Annotated in this window: 30 protein-coding genes; 11 read left to right on the forward strand and 19 right to left on the reverse strand. The window is 35.1% G+C overall.

Going from position 1 to position 23367, the window contains the following annotated elements:
- Positions 1 to 33 precede the first annotated feature (33 nt).
- Both NCE97_RS06345 and prfA read right to left on the reverse strand, forming a co-directional pair.
- A complete protein-coding gene (locus NCE97_RS06345; protein ID WP_353778118.1) occupies positions 34 to 387 on the reverse strand; it encodes a four helix bundle protein in 354 nt (117 codons plus the stop codon).
- Between the two features lie 53 nt (positions 388 to 440).
- Complete coding sequence (prfA, locus tag NCE97_RS06350; protein ID WP_353778119.1) at positions 441 to 1517, reverse strand: peptide chain release factor 1; 1077 nt, start codon at positions 1515 to 1517, stop codon at positions 441 to 443.
- A gap of 243 nt (positions 1518 to 1760) precedes the next feature.
- On the opposite strand from prfA, the gene NCE97_RS06355 reads away from it, so the two are divergent.
- Positions 1761 to 2048, forward strand: coding sequence for a hypothetical protein (locus tag NCE97_RS06355; RefSeq protein ID WP_353778121.1), 288 nt, complete (start codon positions 1761 to 1763; stop codon positions 2046 to 2048).
- 46 nt (positions 2049 to 2094) lie between these two features.
- A complete protein-coding gene (locus NCE97_RS06360) occupies positions 2095 to 2655 on the forward strand; it encodes a Crp/Fnr family transcriptional regulator (protein ID WP_353778122.1) in 561 nt (186 codons plus the stop codon).
- Between the two features lies 1 nt (position 2656).
- Here NCE97_RS06360 and NCE97_RS06365 read toward each other — a convergent pair whose 3' ends face one another.
- The 6 genes from NCE97_RS06365 to NCE97_RS06390 form a co-directional block, all read right to left on the reverse strand.
- A complete protein-coding gene (locus NCE97_RS06365; protein WP_353778124.1) occupies positions 2657 to 3508 on the reverse strand; it encodes a DUF5777 family beta-barrel protein in 852 nt (283 codons plus the stop codon).
- 34 nt (positions 3509 to 3542) lie between these two features.
- Positions 3543 to 3932 carry a hypothetical protein gene (locus tag NCE97_RS06370; RefSeq protein ID WP_353778125.1) on the reverse strand — a complete coding sequence of 130 codons (390 nt, stop codon included), beginning with the start codon at positions 3930 to 3932 and terminating at the stop codon, positions 3543 to 3545.
- Positions 3910 to 4455 (reverse strand): YceI family protein, encoded by a 546-nt coding sequence (locus tag NCE97_RS06375; RefSeq protein ID WP_353778126.1) that lies wholly within the window; start codon positions 4453 to 4455, stop codon positions 3910 to 3912. The genes NCE97_RS06370 and NCE97_RS06375 overlap by 23 nt, the downstream gene beginning before the upstream one ends.
- Positions 4456 to 4520: 65 nt before the next feature.
- Positions 4521 to 4877: a hypothetical protein gene (locus NCE97_RS06380; protein WP_353778127.1), complete on the reverse strand. Its 357-nt coding sequence runs from the start codon at positions 4875 to 4877 to the stop codon at positions 4521 to 4523.
- Between the two features lie 4 nt (positions 4878 to 4881).
- Positions 4882 to 6045 (reverse strand): hypothetical protein, encoded by a 1164-nt coding sequence (locus NCE97_RS06385; protein WP_353778128.1) that lies wholly within the window; start codon positions 6043 to 6045, stop codon positions 4882 to 4884.
- An 11-nt stretch (positions 6046 to 6056) separates the two neighbouring features.
- Positions 6057 to 6443 (reverse strand): hypothetical protein, encoded by a 387-nt coding sequence (locus tag NCE97_RS06390; RefSeq protein WP_353778129.1) that lies wholly within the window; start codon positions 6441 to 6443, stop codon positions 6057 to 6059.
- 146 nt (positions 6444 to 6589) lie between these two features.
- Here NCE97_RS06390 and NCE97_RS06395 point away from each other — a divergent pair, with 146 nt between their 5' ends.
- The 6 genes from NCE97_RS06395 (at position 6590) to NCE97_RS06420 (ending at position 10735) form a co-directional block, all read left to right on the forward strand.
- Positions 6590 to 6910 carry a hypothetical protein gene (locus NCE97_RS06395; protein ID WP_353778130.1) on the forward strand — a complete coding sequence of 107 codons (321 nt, stop codon included), beginning with the start codon at positions 6590 to 6592 and terminating at the stop codon, positions 6908 to 6910.
- Between the two features lie 8 nt (positions 6911 to 6918).
- Positions 6919 to 7764 carry an ABC transporter six-transmembrane domain-containing protein gene (locus tag NCE97_RS06400; protein WP_353778131.1) on the forward strand — a complete coding sequence of 282 codons (846 nt, stop codon included), beginning with the start codon at positions 6919 to 6921 and terminating at the stop codon, positions 7762 to 7764.
- A 1-nt stretch (position 7765) separates the two neighbouring features.
- Positions 7766 to 8005, forward strand: a complete 240-nt coding sequence (locus NCE97_RS06405) for a hypothetical protein (RefSeq protein ID WP_353778132.1) — start codon at positions 7766 to 7768, stop codon at positions 8003 to 8005.
- Between the two features lie 71 nt (positions 8006 to 8076).
- Positions 8077 to 9276 carry an aromatic ring-hydroxylating oxygenase subunit alpha gene (locus NCE97_RS06410; RefSeq protein ID WP_353778133.1) on the forward strand — a complete coding sequence of 400 codons (1200 nt, stop codon included), beginning with the start codon at positions 8077 to 8079 and terminating at the stop codon, positions 9274 to 9276.
- A gap of 5 nt (positions 9277 to 9281) precedes the next feature.
- Positions 9282 to 10352, forward strand: coding sequence for a 2Fe-2S iron-sulfur cluster-binding protein (locus tag NCE97_RS06415; protein ID WP_353778134.1), 1071 nt, complete (start codon positions 9282 to 9284; stop codon positions 10350 to 10352).
- 113 nt (positions 10353 to 10465) lie between these two features.
- Positions 10466 to 10735, forward strand: a complete 270-nt coding sequence (locus NCE97_RS06420) for a hypothetical protein (RefSeq protein ID WP_353778135.1) — start codon at positions 10466 to 10468, stop codon at positions 10733 to 10735.
- 22 nt (positions 10736 to 10757) lie between these two features.
- On the opposite strand, the gene NCE97_RS06425 is transcribed toward NCE97_RS06420, so the two are convergent.
- The 4 genes from NCE97_RS06425 to NCE97_RS06440 all read right to left on the reverse strand — a co-directional run bounded on the left by NCE97_RS06425 (position 10758) and on the right by NCE97_RS06440 (position 15492).
- On the reverse strand, positions 10758 to 11936 hold the full coding sequence (locus NCE97_RS06425; protein ID WP_353778137.1) for an AIR synthase related protein: 1179 nt from the start codon (positions 11934 to 11936) through the stop codon (positions 10758 to 10760).
- A gap of 59 nt (positions 11937 to 11995) precedes the next feature.
- The gene (locus NCE97_RS06430; RefSeq protein ID WP_353778138.1) at positions 11996 to 12685 is read right to left on the reverse strand and encodes a putative outer membrane beta-barrel protein; all 690 of its coding nucleotides are present in this window, start codon (positions 12683 to 12685) and stop codon (positions 11996 to 11998) included.
- 238 nt (positions 12686 to 12923) lie between these two features.
- Positions 12924 to 13064, reverse strand: a complete 141-nt coding sequence (locus NCE97_RS06435; RefSeq protein ID WP_353778139.1) for a hypothetical protein — start codon at positions 13062 to 13064, stop codon at positions 12924 to 12926.
- 244 nt (positions 13065 to 13308) lie between these two features.
- The gene (locus tag NCE97_RS06440) at positions 13309 to 15492 is read right to left on the reverse strand and encodes a glutamine synthetase III family protein (protein ID WP_353778140.1); all 2184 of its coding nucleotides are present in this window, start codon (positions 15490 to 15492) and stop codon (positions 13309 to 13311) included.
- 176 nt (positions 15493 to 15668) lie between these two features.
- Between NCE97_RS06440 and NCE97_RS06445 the strand changes: the two genes are divergently transcribed.
- Positions 15669 to 16691, forward strand: coding sequence for a glutamine synthetase beta-grasp domain-containing protein (locus tag NCE97_RS06445; protein WP_353778141.1), 1023 nt, complete (start codon positions 15669 to 15671; stop codon positions 16689 to 16691).
- Between the two features lie 56 nt (positions 16692 to 16747).
- Here the strand turns inward: NCE97_RS06445 and NCE97_RS06450 are convergent, their stop codons facing one another.
- Positions 16748 to 17689, reverse strand: coding sequence for a calcium/sodium antiporter (locus tag NCE97_RS06450; RefSeq protein ID WP_353778142.1), 942 nt, complete (start codon positions 17687 to 17689; stop codon positions 16748 to 16750).
- 153 nt (positions 17690 to 17842) lie between these two features.
- Between NCE97_RS06450 and NCE97_RS06455 the strand changes: the two genes are divergently transcribed.
- Entirely contained in the window at positions 17843 to 18202 is a 360-nt protein-coding gene (locus tag NCE97_RS06455) for a BlaI/MecI/CopY family transcriptional regulator (RefSeq protein ID WP_353778143.1), read from the forward strand.
- 2 nt (positions 18203 to 18204) lie between these two features.
- Positions 18205 to 20238, forward strand: coding sequence for a M56 family metallopeptidase (locus NCE97_RS06460; RefSeq protein WP_353778144.1), 2034 nt, complete (start codon positions 18205 to 18207; stop codon positions 20236 to 20238).
- Between the two features lie 48 nt (positions 20239 to 20286).
- Here NCE97_RS06460 and NCE97_RS06465 read toward each other — a convergent pair whose 3' ends face one another.
- The 6 genes from NCE97_RS06465 to NCE97_RS06490 all read right to left on the reverse strand — a co-directional run bounded on the left by NCE97_RS06465 (position 20287) and on the right by NCE97_RS06490 (position 23338).
- Positions 20287 to 20454 carry a type II toxin-antitoxin system antitoxin gene (locus NCE97_RS06465; protein WP_353778145.1) on the reverse strand — a complete coding sequence of 56 codons (168 nt, stop codon included), beginning with the start codon at positions 20452 to 20454 and terminating at the stop codon, positions 20287 to 20289.
- Between the two features lies 1 nt (position 20455).
- On the reverse strand, positions 20456 to 20959 hold the full coding sequence (locus tag NCE97_RS06470) for a DUF1648 domain-containing protein (RefSeq protein ID WP_353778147.1): 504 nt from the start codon (positions 20957 to 20959) through the stop codon (positions 20456 to 20458).
- A gap of 1 nt (position 20960) precedes the next feature.
- On the reverse strand, positions 20961 to 21119 hold the full coding sequence (locus tag NCE97_RS06475) for a DUF4177 domain-containing protein (RefSeq protein WP_353778148.1): 159 nt from the start codon (positions 21117 to 21119) through the stop codon (positions 20961 to 20963).
- Positions 21116 to 21307 carry a hypothetical protein gene (locus tag NCE97_RS06480; protein WP_353778149.1) on the reverse strand — a complete coding sequence of 64 codons (192 nt, stop codon included), beginning with the start codon at positions 21305 to 21307 and terminating at the stop codon, positions 21116 to 21118. The genes NCE97_RS06475 and NCE97_RS06480 overlap by 4 nt, the downstream gene beginning before the upstream one ends.
- A 1-nt stretch (position 21308) precedes the next feature.
- Positions 21309 to 22169, reverse strand: a complete 861-nt coding sequence (locus NCE97_RS06485; protein WP_353778150.1) for an SPFH domain-containing protein — start codon at positions 22167 to 22169, stop codon at positions 21309 to 21311.
- Between the two features lie 245 nt (positions 22170 to 22414).
- Entirely contained in the window at positions 22415 to 23338 is a 924-nt protein-coding gene (locus NCE97_RS06490; protein ID WP_353778151.1) for an alpha/beta hydrolase family protein, read from the reverse strand.
- Positions 23339 to 23367 lie beyond the last annotated feature (29 nt).

Below are 23367 nucleotides of genomic sequence, written 5' to 3' on the forward strand. Positions count from 1 at the left end.
CTTTGGTCTTTGGTCTTTGGTATGATATTTAGACTATACTTGGCTTTTTGAATATTTTAAAAGTGCATTTATTCTTTTTTGAAGAATATTTATGTCTTCAATAATAGTATCTGTTTCGAAAATATAAGATAATTCTTTACAAATAATAAGATGTGTCTCTAATTCAAATGCAGAACCCAAACTCATTTGTAAAAATCTAACAAAATCTTTTTGGGAATCTTTAGCACAGCCTTCAGCTATATTTGCAGGAATAGAAACTACTGCTCTAGTGATTTGTGATCTCAATCCAAACTTTTCCTTTTCTGGGAGGTTTTCTACTAGAGCATAAACTTTTTTCACTAACACGATAGCATCTTTCCAAACATCTAAGTCTCTAAAATTTCTCATATAATGCGAAGATCAATGCTAATTACCAAAACCTAAAACCTTATACCTAAATCCTAAATATGTTCTTCACTAGCTTTTAGTTTTTGAGTGTTTTCTGCTAGCATTAATTCGTCTATAATCTTTTGCAAGTCGCCATTAACGATATTTTGCAAATCGTATAAGGTCAATCCTATTCTATGATCTGTAACACGCCCTTGAGGATAGTTGTATGTTCTAATCTTAGCACTTCTATCTCCAGAGGTCACCATGGAACCACGTTTTGCAGCATCTTCTGCTTGCTTCTTCTCTAGTTCTAAATCATACAAACGAGAACGTAATACCTTGAATGCCTTCTCTTTGTTCTTATGCTGTGATTTTTGATCTTGACATTGTGCCACTAATCCTGTTGGAATATGTGTTAATCGAACTGCAGAATACGTCGTGTTTACTGATTGTCCTCCAGGACCTGATGAACAGAAAAAGTCTATTCTTACGTCTTTAGGGTCGATTTCTACATCAAACTCTTCTGCTTCAGGAAATACCATACATGTTGCAGCACTTGTATGCACTCTTCCTTGGGTTTCGGTTTGTGGAACACGTTGTACACGATGTACACCAGCTTCAAACTTCAATGTACCGTATACATCTTCGCCTGTAACTTCAAACTGAATTTCTTTAAAGCCACCATTAGTCCCTTCGCTGAAATCTACTGTACTCACTTTCCAACCTCTACCCTCACAATACTTAGTATACATTCTGAACAAATCTCCAGCAAAAATACTAGCCTCATCTCCTCCTGTTCCTGCTCTCAATTCTACCACAGCGTTCTTTGCATCTTCAGGGTCTTTAGGAATCAACAGGAAGCGTATTTCGTCTTCTAACTTTGGAATATTAGTTTTGGCTTCGTCGAATTGCATCTTGGCCATTTCAACCATTTCCGCATCGCTCCCATCTGAAATGATTTCTTCAGCTTCGGCCAAATTGTCTAAAAGTGTAGTGTATTCATTACTCTTTTCAACCAATATTTTCAAATCCTTGTACTCTTTGTTCAATTGCACATAGCGTTTCTGATCTGAAATAATATCTGGTTGAATAATGAGATCGCTTACCTCATCAAATCGTTGCTTTATTATCTGTAACTTCTCTAACATCTAGGGTAAAAAATTGTGTGGCAAAAATACAATAATTTATAAATTGGCTAGTCTACTACTAAGTTAATCCAATTATCGATTACTATTGAAAAATAAAATCGAAAGATTTCCGTTAAAAAACTATTACCCATCAACATTGTTAAACCAGAAACCAATTATGACCCTATTGTAAGGGCAACAATCATTTTTTGAAATCATAGCATAAAAGAGCATTACTAGTATTCATTTTTAAATTTTAAAATTATGCAACGTATTGCCGCTATATTGTTGTTTTACAAGCCAATGTTTGTATGGTCTTTTGCCGTCACTCTGGTCATTACAATTTTCAATCCCCTTATCTTTTCAGCAATCATTACCAAACTCTTTTTAACGTTTTTTGCTTGGTATTTGGTCAATGAAACTAAAACACGACAAAAACTAATTGCTTTAAAAAATATTGGTGTATCAACTTTTAAACTGTTTTCCACCATATTCTTTATTGACATCGTTATAACCATTGGGTTTTTGATCGTCATTAAAGAATTTATATAGTCTCTCAATTTTTAATTACTTTGCTGAACTTTCCAAAGTAAATAATATGGATAAGTTCATCGACTATATAAAACAATATGTTCAGCTATCTGAAGAGGCTGAAATTGCTATAAGAAATGTTTTTTCTAAAAAAGAATATGCTAAAGGCGAATTGCTGTCTGAAGAGGGTAAGACTTGCAATCATCTTTATTTTTTACAAGAAGGTGCAATACGCTCATTTTTCTACCTAAACGGAAAGGATATCACACATTGGATTTATCTTGAAAACTTTGTTCTTACTTCTTGGACGAGTTATATCATGAGAAAACCTTCAACAGAATATCTTGAAACTACAGAAGATTCTGTTATAATTTCTATCAATTATGATCAGATGCAGGAGCTGTACAAACAATATCCTGAACTGGAACGATTTGGTCGATTAATTCTAGAGGAACAAATTGCTATGATGGACGAGTTCTTTAAAGGGTATTATTTCCTTTCAGCAAAAGAAAAGTATGAATTGCTCACTAATGCCATGCCTCAAATAACTCAAAAAGCCAATCTAGGCCATATTGCTTCTATGCTTGGTATTTCTCAAGAAACGCTCAGCAGAATAAGAGGAAAGTAGTTTAGAACACTCTTACAATATTAAATCCGAAGAACACATCTTTGAACCATTTTCCTTCAGCATTACTAATAAATCCAGGTTCATTAGTAGATTGTGCATTAGAGAACAATAATTGAAATACATGACCTCCTGTTTCAATATCAACACCTATTGTAAATGGATCATTGAAGATTGAGTTTTCATCTCTGCTAAAATTGAAAACATAGTCTGCATTGATGCTCATTCGTTTGCTTATTTTAATTCTCCCTCCTGCTCCCAATGCAAACTGATTATGGTCTTGAAACGGCTCTAGGACTAAATTCTGACGTACAATCGTTGGCGCAATTTCAAAAGAAAAACTATTTGTAAATCGCCTCGAAATCAATAGTTGCGCAGCATAGCTCATACGATCTGCAAATCGTAGCAATGGAAACTGTTCTTCTCTAAGGTCAGTTCTCACATTTGCTGTTCCATAGGCAACAAGATTTACAGGAAACTCCTGAGTTTGAGACTTAATTCGTGCTTTTATATGTGCCGAATAGGTTTGTCTTATAGATTCTCTACCAACGCCTAGCTGTACACCATCCAGTATACCATAAACGAGTTGAATTTTGGTGTTGGCATTATCAAAGCCAAAGAACGTAGTAAGTCCATCATCTAATGTTCCAAAGCGATGAGAGACATAGAGATAGAAGTCTTTTTTTGCAGCTACTTTGGTAGATTGCAGGTTTCCAATCTTCATGGCTTTGAAAGCTGGCTGTTGAAAAACTTGTTCCTCGGACTCAGCCTCTAGCTCGTCCAATAAATCATCTTGCGCATAGATTGTATTGACGGCAAAAAGTGTACAAATTATAATTATGATGTATGGTTTCATTAGTTTGAATGTTTTAGGTGACTTTGACTCGCTCCTATTCTATGATTTTGGTTTGATCTAATTTTAATTCCTCCAGCAGGTCATCAAAACCTATCATTCTGGCTTTGATGGTTATGGTTTGTCCTTGTGCTAGGTTCTCTAGTTGTGCTTTATCCTGAAGTTGGCAAAAAACAGATTCTTCTATAGTTAATCCTTGTTCATCTTTTGCTGTAACACTTCCAGATAATTCTACAACTACATCTTGCCATATGGTAGCATCTTGTTTTACGGTTTTAATGAAGTCTTGCGCAGTTCCTGAAAACTTCACTTCGCGTTCATCAATAGTCTTATGTGGCTTGTATGCGACTTTATAGGCGTAAACACCTCCAAGTATGACCAATACTAAAATTGAGAGTGCTATTTTACTTCTTTTCGATAAGTTCATAGTTGAGTCTTACATTAATGGTTTTTGCAATCTTATCCTTAACTATTCCAGGAATCTTTATATCGAAGTCCTGAGGCTCTACACTAAATGTGGATGTTACCTGTATCTTATCTCCAACCTTAGTTAGCTTAGCAATGGTACTGATTGCTTTATCTTTTCCTCTGAGGTTTAACACGCCATCCAATTTTAACAGCTTTCCGTCTTCTGTAAGTTCATCAAAACTGAAATCTAAAATTCTTCCTTTGAAAGTGGCTTTAGGATATTTGTCCGAATCCATGTAGTTCTCATTGAAATGTTCTTGCATTAACGCAACTTTAAAGTGAAACGCTTTCAAGAACAAAAGACCAGCTATGTCTCCATTCTCAACATTAAGAATCGCTGTTGTGCTTTTGTTTACAGCTTCAACAGGCTCGAAGGCTTCGACTGAAGCTTTAAACTCTGTAATTCCTGTCTTAGTAAAATACTTCTGGGCAGATACAGAAATGGTCATTAATAGAACCACACTAAATATTAGGTTTTTCATAAGATTCTCGTTTTAGATATGAATAGCATTTTTTAATACAACAACTTTGAAGTTGATTCTCCTGATTAATTTTCGGGAAATCCATCCGTTACCCACTTATCTATAATCTGAAGAATTTGTGGCGATAGTTTTCCACTGGGTGGCATTGGGTTGTTTAGATTATTCATTCTAGTGACCAAACTACCTTCCTCTGCAGAAAACCTTGTGTTTTGGTAATTAGATAAATCTAACCCTGCATTTGGTGCTGGTCCAGCATGACAAGTAATACAGCTATTGGTCATTATAGATTGAATATCGGATTGATAGGTAACCGTACGATTCAAAGGTGGCAATGTGGATTTATTACCTTCATCAATGATTGCTGCGGTACAAGAATTTAGCAATACTGCCAATAATCCTATTTTGAAAATGCGTTTCGTCATGGTATTAATTTTCAACATTAATATTGTCAATCGTTATTTCTATTCCTCCTAAAGGGTTTAGGGTTATCATTCGTTGTGGATGTGTGATATCGCCTTCCGAAATCGAAAGATCACCATCCATATCTGCAACCACAGTTACATAATAATCTCCAGGATGCATATAGGTCATTAAGAATTGATTTTCACCAATAGTCAGTACTGGAAAATGTAGTATCGAATTATAAGCTTGTAAGTCTGCTGAGAAAAAACCATACTCATCAGTCAACGGGTCTTTTGAGAAGTATAGTTGTAATGGTTGATCAGCTGGAATATCACCTCTATCTATATTTACTAAAACATATCCCAATTGTGGATGGTCAGTAATGATGTATGGATCTCCAGATAGTGGTGCTAGTTCAAATAAGTCATTGGTTTCTTGTACAGCTAAAAATGTGGCTGAATTTGCTTCACCTAAACCGTCTTTAACAAATAAATAATCTTGATTAAACCCATTAGCAAAGTCTAATCCTTCGTCTACCGTATTTTGCGGATAACCTACAACTTGTGCAGCTTGTTCTGCAAGTTCAGGATGCATCTTTACACCCTTAAACGTCATGTGCCTGTTCGGAATCCTATCTCCCAATCCGCTTGTATACGAATTAAAGTATAAACTATCTGTAGCATTAGGGAACCTTAGTTCCATATACATAATCCCGTCGCCTCCAACTGCATCTACTAATCTGTAATAGCGACCATTTTCTCTATTTTCTACCTTATCCATTACGAAATAGCTGGTTCTATAAATACCATTTAATAAGCCTCCATTTCGCGCCATGATGGTTCGTTTCCCTTTGTAATTAGTGACAAAAAACGAAGTGAATAAATTCCCTGCTGATCCACCTTCATGAATTCCGAAAGTATGCGAAGGAGATATCGCTCTGTAATCCCATGCGAAGAATGGATAATCTTGATTAATCACAAGGTTATTTCCAACCCAATGGCCTTGCATTTTCTCCATAAAATCAAAACCGTCTTCAGTGATATCAACAGGAATTACTTCAGTGGTTTGCCCTGGATTTGTTCCTCCGTTTGTTGGATCTACATTCCCAGCAATATTCCTGACATTTTCTACACTACAGCTTTGAATTGCCATAGCCACAATAGTTAAAGGAGTTATCATTTTCTTCATATTAATTATATTTATTTGTGTCTTATCCATAACTCTTCAAGGGGTTTTTTCATGATGTACTTTGTTACCTCTAGAGTATCTTTATGTTTAATGTGTATTGAAATTTCCACGTTAGAAGTATCCGCTTTAGTTGCTCCAGATATAGCATCCACAAATAGTCCATCAGATGCTTTAAGATTTTTGAAGACATAATAAGGCTTACTATCTTCAGCTTTGATAAAAGTGGTTCCATCGTTATAATACAGTACCTTTGCCTTGATAAAATCATTCTCCTTAAGAATCTTGTATGTAGCACTATAATGCTTGCTCAAAACATCCCATTTACCATATAAGTCATGCTCATTATTTGCACAAGCAAACATTAATACTGGTAATAAAAAAAGAGTCAACTTCTTCATAACAAAATTTCTTGAAGCAAAGCTATAGTGAGCTAGAGAGACTTTTTTTGACCTATATCAAAATGTAAAAATGAAGTTGATTTTGACTTAGGTCAAACTTTACTTAAATCCTTATATTTAGTTTTGAACTGTATTAATTTTTAATCATGAGCAAATCATCCAGATTGAGACATTTAAGTAGTAACACTACCAATAATAGTGCTTCATCAAAGCAAAGCAATATCAAATGGCGTACGATCTTTGCTATTGTTTTAATGTATATAGCCATCGTTATGAATTGGGAATGGGTATGGGGAATTTTATTTCTTATTTGGGTTGTTCCAGACTTATTTAGAGGTGTTACCTATTTTATTGAACCCATAGCTAAAGACGAAAATCCTGTCTTGTATTGGATTATTGTTTTGACTTGGTTGTTAATGTCGGTATACTCATTGTCAACTTTGTTTATTGATTGGAATAATTACTGATATTAGTTATGACAGATTTTTCTATTAAATCCATTTTCAAACAGTATAAATGGAAAATTTCACTTACGTTTTTATTATTAGTGTTAGAAAACGTTACCAAAGTATTACAACCACTAGTTCTCGGAATTGCCATAAATGACCTCATCGAAGGTAAGAATGATGGTTTGTGGCTGTTTTGTATCCTATACGTTTTAGGATTCATCATAGGAACGATTCGCCGTTATTACGATACACGCGCCTACACATCGATATACACTAATGTTGCATCGGATGTTGCAAAAATTCAAAATGAAAAAGGCATTGAGGTTTCTGCAATCGCTGCAAGAAGTGCACTCATAAAAGAACTAGTTGATTTCTTTGAGCACGATATCACTCAAGGTTTCACCTCAGCAATTGGTGTTATTGGAGCGCTAGTGATGCTAGCATTGTTCGATTGGTGGATTTTTGTAGGTTGTCTTATTTCAATAATCATAATTCTACTGATTTATACATTTAGCACTAAGCGTATTTACAATTATAATATTGGGTTAAATGACGAACTCGAGCATAGAATCAATGTCCTTGAAGCTAGGGAGCAAACAGGGATTTTTAATCATTTCAGGAATATTGCCAAATGGTTAGTAAAAATGAGTGATTTGGAAACCATCAATTTTTCAATCATTGAAATCGTCCTATTTGTCTTGGCAATTTTTGCATTGTATGCTTCTGCGAGTGCTGTAGATGCCACAGCTGGAAGTATTTTTGCTGTGCTGACCTATGTGTTAGAATTCTCTACTGGAGTGTTTATGCTGCCTATTATCTTTCAGCAAATTATACGATTGAGAGAAATCAGTTCTCGTTTAAAAACCATTTAACATGAAACACTGGAAAACTCTTCTGGCTTTAGCACTTATGGTTTTTGCTATTTATTTCAAATGGAATTGGTTTTGGGCATTACTCATTTTTCTTGGCTTGGTAAATGTTTTAGCTACAAATGAGATTCATTTCGTAGAAACTATAAAGCGCAAAGAATCGCCAGCAATGTATTGGGTCATGGTTGCGGTTTGGACACTAATAACATTTGCAACGATGCTACCGTATTTGCTTGTAGAATAGATTTTGATCCATATCAAAAGAAAGTTTTGATATCTTTAAGAGATTTGCACTATTAACATACAAACACAATTATGAGTAAACAAAATATGATGCATGCACTTCCTGTAGAAGCTTACACTTCCAAGGATTGGTTTGATTTAGAAATGAAGCATTTGTTTAGTACTACTTGGCAATTTGCTGGCTTAGTAGAAGATGTGGCAAATCCAGGCGACTTTATTTCAGTGCAGGCAGGATTGAATAATATTTTCATTGTAAAAGGAAGAGATAATCGTCTTAGAGCATTTCATAATATGTGTCGCCACAGAGGCACACAGTTATTACGTGCTGTTGGAAAAGGCAAAAAAGCTATTACCTGTCCTTATCACGATTGGACTTATGATTTGGAAGGTAAATTGATTAGTCTCCCAAAGCAAGAGCAGGAGTTTCCTGAACTAAAGAAACCATTACACGAGTGTGGATTGAATTTGCACGAAGCTTCTGTAGATATTTTTAAGGGTATGTTATTTGTTCATCCTGAAAAAGATGCACCAAGCATTATGGAGTTTTTTGGTGAAGTTGAGCCGTATTTAGGACCTCATATTGTAGAAGAGCTAGTAGAGTTTAGCGAAAATGAAGAAGAACCATTCTATGCAAAAGAAATCAATGCTAATTGGAAAATTATCGTAGAGAATTATATAGATCATTACCATCTAGCACACTTGCACGAAGGTACTTTGAACATGTACGATCATGCCAATGCTGAATTTGGTTGGAAGGGTCCTCATTATTGGTTTTATGAACCTTTAGTAGACGACTATATGGCTGATCTAAAAAATGCTGCGCCTTATCCTTTAATCGACTCTGTGCCCGAAGACAAAATTGGAGCTTATGTGCCTTGGTTGTTTCCTAATATTGGCATTACCGAAGGAGAAAGTACTTGGAGTACGTTTCATGCTATACCTCTGGCTCCAGATAGAACCTTAATAGTTATTCGTTCTAAGACCATGAATGTGAGCGAATGGGAATACACAAAACAGTATACCAAATCAGCTATGAGCAAAGTTTGGCAGCATTACGGCAACAAAGGAAAATACGATGGAGATTCCGAAACAGATCCAATGTCGTCTGGAGATTTTATGGCTGAAGATATCTTTGCTTGTGAGCAACAGCAAAAATCCTTAAGTTCGCCAAAATTTAGTGTTGGTGCTCAAGCGCAACGAGGAGAATACGCTGTACAGCGTTTTCAAGAAGAAGTAAAGAAATGGATGGTTGCACACGGAGCTAATATTTAATATTCATGAGTAAATTCTATCAGCTAAAAGTCTTAGAGACCAAACAACAGACTCAAGATTCTGTTTCTGTGTCTTTCGATGTTCCTCACGATCTGTATGAGACTTTCAATTATAAACCTGGTCAATATCTAACGCTTAAGTTCAATTTGAATGGTGAAGAAGTTCGTCGTTCTTATTCGCTATGTAGCACACCAGTTTTAGAAGAACCACTTCAAGTTGGTGTTAAGCGCGTCGAGAATGGATTGGTTTCTAATCATATCAACGATCATGTATCAGCTGGTAGTGTAGTACAAGTAATGCCTCCAGATGGCCGTTTCTTTGCCGATGTAAAAAAGGATAATTACAAAACTTACTATTTGTTTGCTGCTGGTAGTGGTATCACACCAATACTTTCAATTTTAAAAACAGTATTGCTTACTGAAGAAAAAAGCTTTGTTCACATGATCTATGGTAACAGAAACCAAGATTCGATCATGTTCAAAGATGAATTAAATACCCTTCAGGAAGAGTACAAAGACCGATTGGCGTTAGTACATACATTGAGTAAACCTAAAAGCAGTTTCTGGTCGAGTAAGCAAAAAATGGAACACAGAAAAGGGCGAGTAGATTCTGATGCTGTAAAATGGTTTGTAGATGAATTCCCTCCTTATGCACAAAATGCTGAATACTTCATTTGCGGCCCAGGAACCATGATAGAAAACACTAAGCAAGCGCTGCAAAACATTGATGTTCCTGAAGAGCGCATCCATATTGAAAGCTTTGGTGATACCAAAAATGAAAGTGCAGACTCTAATACTGCGGTTAAAGCTAAACTTACGGCAACCTTAGATGATGAAACAGTAGAAATTACAGTTCCGGAAGGAAAAACAATTCTAAGAGCTTTAATAGACAATAAATACGACCCTCCTTATTCTTGTGAAGGCGGTGTATGCTCTACCTGTATTTGCGTCCTTAAAAAAGGAAAAGTACACATGCACAATAACATATCGCTTACGGATAAGGAAATTGAGCAAGGTTACATCTTAAGCTGTCAAAGCGTTCCTCTGACTGACGAAGTCGAAGTAGAATATGAGTAAGTGTTCATTTTTCAGCTTTTTATATTACTGAAAATCAAAATTTTACACTAATTTTATATAGAATTAACTGAGCAACCTTTTCATGTGGTGCGATGTGCTATTAAAATTAGAATATGAATAAAACTCGTTCGACTGTATTGTTGATAATATTCGCTTTTATCACTTATAAATTTTGGGATTTTGATATTAAGTGGTATTGGGTAATACTGCTAAGCTATATAATTACTTCAATACTTTTCGGAATCTTTGCCTTATCAGAAAATGCTAAGGAGCCTCCTTTACAAACATCTATCTTTTGGGTGGGCTTTGCATGGCCAATTTATGTGATTGGAGGGTTTGCAAATATAAAGAGCGATCATAATAGAACAATAGATGACCATTAAATCAAATGGTTAATCTAGTACTTTAATACTTAAACTCACCATATTCGCTGCTTATTGTGAGTTTCTTTTCTTCTGAAGCGTCTACACGTCCAACAATTTGTGCGTCTACGTTAAAGGATTTGGATATGGCGATAATATCTTCAGCGATTTCAGGATTAACATACAATTCCATTCTATGCCCACAATTGAAGACTTGATACATCTCTTTCCAATCTGTTTTTGATTGCTCTTGTATCAATTTGAATAGTGGTGGAATAGCAAACATGTTATCCTTCACAATATGTAAATTATCAATAAAATGAAGAATCTTTGTTTGTGCTCCACCTGAACAATGCACCATTCCATGAACATCTTCGGCAGTATACTTAGATAATATCTTCTTGATTATTGGAGCATAAGTTCTAGTTGGTGAAAGCACCAATTTACCAGCATCTAACGGTGAATCCTCTACAGAGTCGGTAAGCTTAGTGTTTCCAGAGTAAACCAAATCTTCAGGAACAGAAGCATCAAAACTTTCTGGATATTTGTCAACTAAATACTTATGAAACACATCATGTCTAGCAGATGTTAATCCATTACTTCCCATGCCGCCATTGTATTCCTTCTCGTAAGTTGCTTGACCAAATGATTCCAAACCAACGATAACATCTCCAGCTTTAATGTTAGCATTATCGATAACATCACTACGCTTCATACGCGCTGTAACGGTAGAATCCACAATAATAGTTCTAACCAAATCACCAACATCTGCAGTCTCTCCTCCTGTTGAGTGAATGGTGACTCCAAAACCTTTCAGTTCGTTAATTAATTCTTCAGTACCATTGATAATAGCAGAAATTACTTCACCAGGAATCAAGCTTTTATTTCGGCCAATAGTAGAAGACAACATAATGTTATCTGTAGCTCCCACACAAAGGAGATCATCTACATTCATTATTAAAGCATCTTGAGCAATACCCTTCCATACCGATACATCTCCAGTTTCTTTCCAATACATATAAGCCAGAGACGATTTAGTACCTGCACCATCTGCATGCATAATGAGGCAGTAATCCTCATCATTAGTTAAATGGTCTGGAACAATTTTACAGAACGCCTTTGGAAATAATCCTTTATCGATGTTCTTAATTGCATTATGGACATCTTCTTTGGCTGCCGAAACACCGCGTAATGCATAGCGTTTACTTACGTCTTGACTCATGCTTTAATTTTGAAGTACAAAAATAAACATTGTCGCGATGTAGATTTCAAAAAAAAGAATTATTTAGTGACTCTATCTTTCTTAGGGTAAATTAAATTGGAATTGATCACTGTCCTTCCTCCCATTAGCTTAGCTTTCTTTTTTGCACCGCCAAAATAGAAATTAACACCAAAGCCTATTCTGAAATAAGTATCATCTGAGTCTCCAGCTTCTAAACCATCTAGTGTATCATCGAATACATAATTGTAATCTGTAAAGAGTGATACCGCCAAGCCATCGGCAATAACACATTCTATACCTCCACCTGCTTGTGCCTTGGTTGCTGTCTCTTCAAAATAATTTGAAGCATTGTAACCTGCTCCTCCAAAAATGAACGGTGAAACTCTTTTGTGCGGCAACATGAGATATTCCAAATTTAAATCGAAAGACATATAACCAAAATTGAAAACATCTTCATAGGCCAGATTAAACTTATGGTAGCTAATACTTATTCCGAAGTGAGGAGTAATAAACCTTTTATAACCGCCTTTGAAATAAATCTCGAACATTGGGTCTTGAAAATCGCCATTCATTACTGCTGTTCCTACACCAGTAGTGATAGTGTTCGTTCCTCTGAGGTCATAAAAATCGATAAACTTATTCCAGGACGTAGATTCTTGTATGGAATCATTTTGTGCAGAAACGACGTTAAACATCATTACTGCAGAGATTAAGATTAACACCTTAATCAACGAAGTTTTTGCTATCATCAATTTTGAGTTTAATTATACATTAAACAATGCATAACACTCGCCTGCGAAGCTCAAGATTAAGGGTTCTAGAATCGCAATATAAAAAATTAAATATCAACGGGTTATAATGAGAAGTGAATTCCTACAAAGCAAAAAGACAAAACAATAATGGAATTATTATTTTGTCTTTTCCGATTTTCTTAAAGTAGTTTTTACTAAACTTTAAAAAATCCAAAGTTACCTTTTAACCTAATTCTTAAGATTCGGTTTCTAATCTTTTTTCGACCTTAAGCGAATCGTCTTGAGTAATATTCTCTTTGACATTGTTAGAATCATCCAAAGATAACAACACGGTAGCAAGCAATAAAGCTGCTACACTGAGTAGTAACTTTTTCATTTTTAGAAACATTGATTAATAGCATTTCAAATTTACTAAATTAAATTACTGTTAATAAATGATTAATAAGTTTTCTTTAATGTTAACTCAGGAATTTCGATTAGAGGTAAAATATAAGGGTTGAATTACAATTCGTTACCCGTTTTTCTGCATCTAAATACGTATGATTACGTAGTAAAATTTCGACCTTTTTTGAAAAAAGAAAAGTAAATCTTACAGTTTTGTAAGTAAATACATTCTTATCCTATCGCGTGAACAACAACTCTCTATATTTAGTCAGTGGCCAAAGCTCGTCATCTACAAGTAATTCCAGCTTATCGGAATGGTATCTGATGTCATCAAATAAAGGTTTCACTTTTTCGCAATAAGCCTTTGCTTTCTTCTCTACATCATCTATAGCATTTGCTTTTCTTCGTTCATCTGTCATCAGCGTAACACCAGAATTGATAGCTTCGATATGGTATGAAATTGCTTCAATAAGTTTAAGCTGTTCGTTTGCAAACTTCTTGTAATCTTTATCATAGATTGCCTTCAAACCTTTCACATTATCAATCAAAATATTCTGATAACGAACAGCAGTTGGTACCACATGGTTACGAGCAATATCACCTAAAACCCTACCTTCTATCTGAATACGAAGTACATATTCCTCTACCTCTATTTCATATCTGGCTTTAGACTCAACTGCATTCATCACACCTAAATCTTCAAATAGACTTATCGCAGATTTAGAAACTCTTGCTTTAAGTGCTTCTGGAGTTGTTTTATTGTTACTTAATCCTCTCTTTTTGGCTTCTTTTTCCCAGGCTTCGCTGTAACCATTACCTTCAAAAAGTATAGCTTTAGATTGTTTTATATACTCTCTAAGCACATTAAAAACGGCATCATCCTTCTTCATGCTTTTAGAATCAATAAGCTTATCTACTTCTTGTTTGAATTCGGTCAATTGCTTAGCAACAATAGAGTTTAGCACTGTCATTGGGTTAGCACAATTTGCCTTAGACCCAACAGCCCTGAATTCAAATTTATTACCAGTAAATGCAAAAGGCGATGTTCTGTTTCTGTCCGTATTATCCAATAATATCTCTGGAATTTTCCCTACTACATTCAACTTAAGATCTGTTTTTTCTTGAGGTGATAACTTTCCTTTAGTGACACTTTCCAGATCTTCCAATACTTTGGTTAACTGATCACCAATAAACACTGACATTATCGCTGGTGGAGCTTCGTTAGCTCCTAAACGATGATCATTACTTGCAGAAGCGATTGATGCTCTTAATAATTCCTCATAATCATGAACAGCCTTAATGGTGTTTACAAAGAATGTCAAAAACTGAAGGTTGCTCATAGGTGTTTTTCCTGGACTAAGTAAATTCACTCCTGTATCTGTACCAAGACTCCAATTATTGTGTTTACCTGAACCATTTACTCCAGCAAAAGGCTTTTCGTGAAATAATACTTTGAAGTTATGACGCTCTGCCACTTTATCCATTACATCCATCAATAATGAATTGTGGTCCACAGCTAAATTGGCTTCGTCATATATCGGTGCAAGTTCAAACTGATTTGGCGCCACTTCATTATGCCTCGTTTTTACTGGAATGCCAAGCTTCATGCACTCAGTCTCCAAATCGCGCATAAATGCCATTGCCCTATTTGGTATGGTTCCAAAATAATGGTCATCTAATTGTTGCCCTTTGGCTGAAGAGTGTCCGAGAAGTGTTCTTCCCGTCAACATAATATCTGGTCTGGAATTCGCCAAAGCACTATCTATTAAAAAATACTCTTGCTCCCATCCTAAAGATGCATTTACTTTTCTAACATTCTTATCGAAATATTTACACACTGCAACCGCAGCTGTATCAACAGCTTGCAGTGCTTTTAACAATGGTGTCTTGTAATCTAGTGCTTCTCCTGTATAGGATACAAAAACTGTTGGCACACAAAGTGTAGTGCCATATATAAATGCTGGCGATGTCGGATCCCATGCTGTGTAGCCTCTCGCCTCAAAAGTATTTCTAATGCCTCCACTCGGAAAACTCGACGCATCTGGTTCTTGCTGTACTAACTGTCCACCTTCAAATTTCTCAATAGCCAATCCATTTTGAACAGGTTCAAAAAAAGCATCATGCTTTTCTGCTGTGGCACCTGTTAATGGCTGAAACCAATGTGTATAATGTGTAGCGCCTTTTGATAAAGCCCATTCTTTCATCCCTGCAGCTATATGATCTGCGGTAATACGATCTATTTTTGCACCATTTTTCGCCTCTTTAATTGCAGTATATGCAGCTTTGGTGAGATGTTGTTGCATAACAGCATCATTAAAAACATTACTCCCAAAAAGCTCTGATCTTCGGTGAGATTCTTTAAATGGAACTGGTTTATTATTTAGAGATTCTTTTAATGCGTTAAATCTTAATACAGGCATAACATATATTTTGGGGTAAAATTAATCATTTTATATAATTTATCACTTTTACCCCTAAATTTTTAGGGTATTAACACCTGTTAATAACATTTTATCCAATTTAACCCTATTTTTTTTGAGGTTAAATGTAAATTATTAATATTTGCAGGGTGAAATTTTAAACTAAACAACACATCATGAGCAAGTCTAAGTTAGAATACATTTGGTTAGATGGTTACTTCCCAACTCAAAACATGAGAAGTAAGACTAAAATCGAAGAAGATTTTAGTGGAAAATTAGAAGATTGTCCAATATGGTCTTTTGATGGATCTTCCACAAAACAAGCAGAAGGTGGTTCTTCTGACTGTTTATTAAAGCCTGTGGCAATTTTTCCAGATCCTGCAAGAAAGGACGGTTACTTAGTAATGACAGAAGTACTTAATGCAGACGGTACGGCGCACCCAACAAATGCAAGAGCAAAAATCGATGATGACGATAATGATTTTTGGTTTGGCTTTGAGCAGGAGTATTTTATCATGGACACTCAAACTCAACTTCCTCTAGGATTCCCTGTAGGTGGTTACCCAGGGCCTCAAGGACTTTATTATTGTTCTGTAGGTGGAAGAAATACTCATGGAAGACAGCTTGTTGAAGACCATGCAGATTTATGTATCGCAGCAGGAATCAATTTTGAAGGTATTAACCAAGAGGTTGCTTGTGGACAGTGGGAGTTCCAAATCTTTGCTAAAGGTGCTAAAAACGCTGGTGACCAAGTTTGGGTAGCACGTTACTTATTAGATAGACTTACTGAAGATTATGGATATTATATAGAATATCACCCAAAACCTGTAAAAGGAGATTGGAATGGTTCTGGTATGCATGCAAACTTCTCAAATACCTTACTTAGAACTTGTGGAAGTCAGGAAGTATATGAGCAAGTATGTGAAGCTTTCAGACCTGTAGCTAAAGAACATATTGCTGTTTATGGTCAATATAATGATCAACGTTTAACTGGTCTGCATGAAACTGCTTCCATAAATGATTTCAGTTATGGTGTTTCTGATAGAGGTGCTTCAATCCGTATTCCAATTATTACTGTTGAGAAAGGTTGGAAAGGATGGTTAGAAGACAGAAGACCTGCTTCTAATGCTGATCCTTATAAAGTTGCCGGACGAATTGTAGAAACTGTTAAAAGCACTAACGTTACTGTAGAAGCGTAATTAATTATTAAATATTAATCCTGAAAAACGGCCTATAGATTCTATAGGTCGTTTTTTTATCCTTTAAATACTAAGTAGATAAATAAGCTATAAGCAAACACCAAAACAAATCCTTTGTATCTGCTTATTTGAAATTTTTTAGGAATAAATATCATAGGTAATAATACTGCTGCAAAACCTATCATCCAGAAGATATCTCTGTTTAAAATCTCAGCTTCAGTAACTGGTATCGTTTTTATAATAGATGTAAGTCCTAAAACTGAACCAATATTAAAGATATTAGACCCTATAAGATTACCCAATGAAATTGCTTTCTCTTGTCTTGCAGCTGCAATTACTGAAGCTGCTAATTCTGGAACACTAGTACCAATGGCTATCATGGTAACCGAAATTACTGCCTCGCTTACACCAACACTTCGCGCTATATCTTTAGCACCTTCAACAAGCCAATCTGATCCAAAATACAATGCCACAGCACCTAGTATTAGCCAAATGATTATTTTGAAATATGACACCTGAGCTAAGGCATCATCCACCTCTTCAATAACTTTATCTTTCTTAGTTCTTCGTATTAGCAGTATTAAAAACACTACTAATGCTGCAACTAGCACACCACCTTCTGCAGGGGTAAGCTGACCATCATTTTTAAGGAAGTAATACATCCCGAGAGAAAACAGCATCATTACAGGCCAATTAAAACTGTAAAACGATTTGTCTACCGAGATAGAACCAATAAGCGCAGTGATACCTAGTACTAGCCCAATGTTAGCAATATTAGAGCCTACTACATTATTGATAGCTATAGCAGGAGAACCACTTAGTGCTGCATTCAAACTTACTAGTAGTTCTGGTGCAGAAGTTGCAAAAGACACAACGGTCATTCCGATAACCAACTTAGAGATGTTGAACTTAAAGGACATCGCTACTGAAGAACGCACCAAAAACTCACCTCCTACTACTAACAGTATAAATCCTAAAATGACCCAAAGAATACTCATCTATATCAACTTCAAAAAAAATAATTCATACGAAAGTGCGAAGATAAGATTTAGTTTGGATTACTAATAAAACTAAAAATTTCGTTAAAAAACTATATATCTAGTTGTATAACTACAAAAATAGTTATATGTTTGAAATGAAAATAAATAGTTATGCAAAAACTCACCAATAAAGAAGAAGAAATCATGCACATTCTCTGGAAGCTAGAGAAAGCTTTTGTCAAGGATGTTTTGGCAGAAATTGAGACAGACAAACCACATTACAACACCTTATCTACAATCATTAGAAACCTTGAGGATAAGGGTTATGTAGGTTATACTGCCTATGGAAAAACACATCAATACTACCCTATTATAAAAAAGGAAGACTACAAAAAGCGTTTTATGAGCAATGCTATAGAACACTATTTTAATAACTCTTACAAAAACGTTGTCTCCTTCTTTGCTAAAGAAGAAAAGATAAGCGTAGAAGAACTAAAAGAAATCATTGCTTTAATCGAAAAGAAACACTAACCATGGAATATTTATTAAAAGCATCAGCTGTACTCATCATTTTTTATGTCTGCTACAGAATATTTCTGCAACGCGACACCTTTTTTCAATCTAACCGTTGGTTTTTGTTAACTGGTTTTTTCATAGCAATATGCATTCCTTATTTAGCAATTCCGATTTACGTAGAATACACACCGAGAGAAATCAACACATCAATCATTACGGGCAGCGTAATACCAATGACTCAAGATAATATTGAGCCTACAGTAGACTTAATCACTCTTTTAACCTGGGGTTATTTATCTGGTCTTATCTTTTTTAGTGTGCGGTTTTTTATTGAAATCACCTCCCTTTCACAAGTTATATATGGAGGCACAAAGGAACGATCTGGTAAGTACAGCTTTGTAAAAACACCGTCACAAATGCCACCTTTCTCATTCTTTAACTGGATTGTTTTCAACCCAAAACAATTTAATGATAAAGAATTGGAACTGATTATTAATCATGAAAAGGTACATGCTAACCAGTGGCACTCTATAGATATCATTTTATCACAATTAATTACAATAATTTTTTGGTTCAATCCTTTCGTTTGGCTGTATAAGAAATCGCTTCAGCAAAACTTGGAATACATTGCAGATCATAATGCCCAAAGTGTTTCTAGCTGTGATTCTAGCTACCAAAAATTATTACTAAAGACCAGTGTTAAAGGATTAAAACTCTCTTTGGTCAACAATTTTTACAGTTCATTAATTAAAAAACGTATCGTTATGTTACACAAAAACAGATCTAACAAAAAAAATCAGTGGAAACCTTTATTAGTATTGCCATTACTTGCAGTATTCTTAATGAGTTTCAACACTAAAACTATATATATTGAAAAAGAAGCTAGCCTAAAATCCAACAACTTTGTAGGAGATTATACGCTCAATATGGAGAAGGCGTTTCATTCTTACTTGGGTAAAGAAGAAACACCAAAAGTAGCGAACAAGGTTGCTCCTAAAAAAGTCAAAACACAACCTCGCAAGGCTACTACAACTGTCAATGCAATTGGAAGCGCTAAACCTACTGTAGCTTTCACAGAAGTTGTAAAGATTACCAAAGATTTCTCTAAGGCAGATTTTGAAAGCCTTAAAGCTGAGCTTAAGGAGAAAGGTATTACTATAAAATTCAAAGGCATTAAAAGAAATAATCAAGGCGAAATAACTGCGATTAGTATCAATGCAGAATCTGGTAATTCTAAGGTAAAATATTCGGCAAATGATGACGATGCTATTGACCCAATCACAATAAAGTTCGATAAAAACAATATCTCAATTAGTGACAGCAAAGAATTGCATTTTGTTAATGGACATAAAGTTAAAGTTGTAGGAGGCAAACATAGAAGTACTGGTAGCGCCAATGTATACTTTCATTCAGATGATGATGACGATCACGACGTAGATATCATTATCAAACAAGATGGGAAAAAGCATAAAGTAAGATCTTCTAATGGTTTTACATATAGAATCCATTCAGATGATGATACAGACATAGGCAAGTACACAGAGTATTTATTCATCAAAGACGGAAAGGAAATCTCTGTTGAAGAATTAGAAAAGATTTATCCTGGTCTTGTGAAGTCGAAATCTATTACCACTTTCGATATTATTAAAGGAGATAAAGCGCTCAAAAAATATGGTGACAAAGCCAAAAATGGTGTTATAATTTTGAACACTGGAAAATCTGGAAGCGGAAATGTTTTCTTCCATGATGATGGCGAAGTAGAAGAAATTATCATTAAAGGTAGTGGTGCAAGAGTTTGGACTGATGACGAAGATGTCACTGTTGGTAAAATAGGTAAAGGAAAAGGAAACTACTTCTTTATCTCAGGAAACGAAGATGGAGAAGAGCCATTATTTATACTGGATGGAAAAGAGATAAAGAGAGATGAAATTGTAGATTTAGATACTGACAGTATCGAAAAAATCAATGTTATCAAAGGTGACGAAGCGATAAAAAAATACGGTGACAAAGCTAAAAATGGTGTTGTAGTCATCTACACGAAAAAGGAGTAATGGTTTACTTTTTAAGTATGGTAAAAGAGTAGTTGTTTTACTTTCCAACTACTCTTTTTCTTTTTTCTTAGGGGCTCTGTTGTGTTCTTTTAAAAATTGCATAAGCATCCACTCAATCTGCCCATTGGTGCTACGAAACTCATCAGCCGCCCATTTTTCTACTGCCTTGAGCATCTCTTCATTGATCCGTAATGCAAATGCCTTTTTCTTAGCCATATTAAGACTTATTCAATTTTTTATTCCAAATAATCAACCCAATTGGTAATAGCATACTAATTGCAATGACAATGATAACAAAACCTGTACCAAGGCTAGATTGATTGTCTCTAGCGCCTTCTATCATTTTGAAAACAATGTAAGCAAATAATAATACACATAAAAAATTTACAATCCGCAACATTCGTATACTAAACCTATAATTTTTTAGTGCATTCTCCTCAGTAATATTCACCATGTAATTATGTATATGTGGATACTTAGTCAATATTAATAATCCTACATAGATTAGTGTGGATAATCCAGGAAGCAACCACAATACAATTTTACCACTATATCCATCTGCTTCTCCTTCTGCGTTAAAATGAGATGCTATAGTTTCTGGTAAATCTGCATATTGAGAAATCACGTAATACCATGTCAATACTAGAAGTGTTATTGAAATCAATTCAATGATATAATCGAAATTCTCTAAGGGTACTTTTATTTTGGGTCTATTACTCATATTAACGATTCTTATCGCGTTCAAAAACAACACTAGCCCAACCCTGACCTATATGCTTCACTTGCCAACCTTCACGTCCGTATTGATTGAGCAAATCTTCAAACTTCTCATCTCTCTTGGTAAAACCAAGCTTAGTTACAATTACTTTATATTCTTTCATAGTTCTTCTTCTGAATTATTGTCATCTTTAAAAACAACGAGCGCTAGTATAACACCTATGGCACTGCCAATTACTGACCCATATACTGTTCCCATTGCAATACTTCCCAAAACGACTCCCATAGCTACTCCTATACTTGTTCCAAGAGCACTGCCAATACCAATGCTCATAACTTGTTTAGTATTCATATTAATGACTTAACGTTCCGGTGTTTACAACTGGAGAAGCATCTTTATCTCCACAGAGTACAACCATTAGGTTACTCACCATAGCAGCTTTTCGTTCTTCATCTAGATCTACAATGTCGTTTTTATTCAATTCTTCTATAGCCATCTCTACCATACTTACCGCACCCTCAACAATCTTATGTCTGGCCGCTACGATTGCTGTTGCTTGCTGACGCTTCAACATAGCATTAGCAATTTCTTGAGCATAAGCCAAATAGCCTATTCTTGCTTCCAAGACTTCTATCCCAGCAATTTTGAGACGCTCCTCTATTTCTTTTTCCAAAGCCTCACTGACCTCATTCACACTAGATCGTAGTGTTATATCTTCATCATGGCCCTCATCGGCAAAATTATCATACGGATACATGCTAGCAAGTTTTCTAACTGCAGCATCGGTTTGTACACGCACAAAGTTTTCAAAATTATCTACATCGAAAGCTGCCTTATACGTATCCAGAACTCGCCATACTAAAATGGTGCTAATCATGACTGGATTACCCAATTTATCATTCACCTTAAGGCGCTCACTGTCAAAGTTACTAGCACGCAAGGATATTTTCTTTTTGGTGTAAAACGGATTCACCCAATAAAAACCATTCTTCTTTATAGTTCCTACATATTTACCAAACAGCAGCAATACTCTGGAATTATTTGGCTGTACCATTACAAAACCGAAAGCTGTAATGATCCCTAAAAACAGGGTAATTCCAAACAATGGCGATTGCAATGCTATAATAGCTGCAATACTTCCAAAAAATAATATTAAAAACACAAGCAACATAAGATACCCATTCGCAGGTATGATAACTTTCTCTTCTTTCATGATTAAAAATTTAAAATGATATTATTTTGATATCATAAAGATATAATAAAAATTTTAATTTTCAAAAAAATATTTTTGGCACGGGTTTTGCTTTATATAAATCGTAAATGATGATGTCGCGGAAAACTTGATTAATAGCACTTCAAATTGCGAATATCATATTACACACATTTTGGTTGGTTAGTTAGTAAAAAAGCACCTTTCTCGAGGTGCTTTTTTAATGTAATATATTTTGGATGTTTCTTTTAACTCTTAATAAACTTAACTACTGAATCTAAGAGTTCTTGTGTAATCTTCCTAAACGGTTCATTATAGGATTTTGAATTCTCAAGGCGATCGCCTTCTATGGTAAATAGGACATGATTCATCTTATCGATGATTTTTAGCTCTGCCTTTTCATTTGCTGCCTTAAGTAGCTTAGCTTCTTCTACAGAAACCTGAAGATCTTTAGTCCCATTAATCAATAAAATAGGTATGTTTAATTCTTTGATGAGCAAGGTTGGTTCATAAGACATCCAATTAATCATAAACGGTTGTAGGTCACTACTGAACAATGAGCCTAACATTGGCGGATAGTCATTAGTGGTTTTTCCTGTTTTTAAAACCCTAACCACTTTTTCGGCATCTGCTTTTAAATGTGGTGCTGTTTGTCCTACCTGCTCTACTATGACATCTCCAATGTTTTGTCCAGCTCCTGCCAAGGACACAAAACCATTGGCTCTATTTTTTGCGGCTAGCATTCCAACCAAGCTTCCTTGGCTATGACCGATGACATAAATACCATTGAACTCCTTAGAGTTTTTGAAATAATCTACTACAGAGATGGCATCTGTTACAAAATCATCAAATAATGTGTTGGGATCTACATCACCTTTTCTAATTTGCTTTACAATACGTTTATCATATCTAAACGAGGCAATACCATTTTTGGACAACCCTTCTGCAAGCTTTTTTAGGTTATTGCTTTTTAAAAAGTTTTGATTTCCATTTCTATCGGTTGGACCAGATCCTGCAATGATTATTGCTAATGGTGGTTTTTCTGCTTTTGGTAATACTAGTGTACCATCAATTATGACATTAATGGCAATTTCTTTTTCTGTAAAAGCATTGTCTTGAGAAAAGCAGATAAAATTTATAAATAGAATAGCAACAAAAATTTTTCTTTTCATGGATAGCATTTAGATTACAAATTTAATTT

The organism is Winogradskyella sp. 3972H.M.0a.05 (genome assembly GCF_040493455.1).
Classification (GTDB): domain Bacteria; phylum Bacteroidota; class Bacteroidia; order Flavobacteriales; family Flavobacteriaceae; genus Microcosmobacter.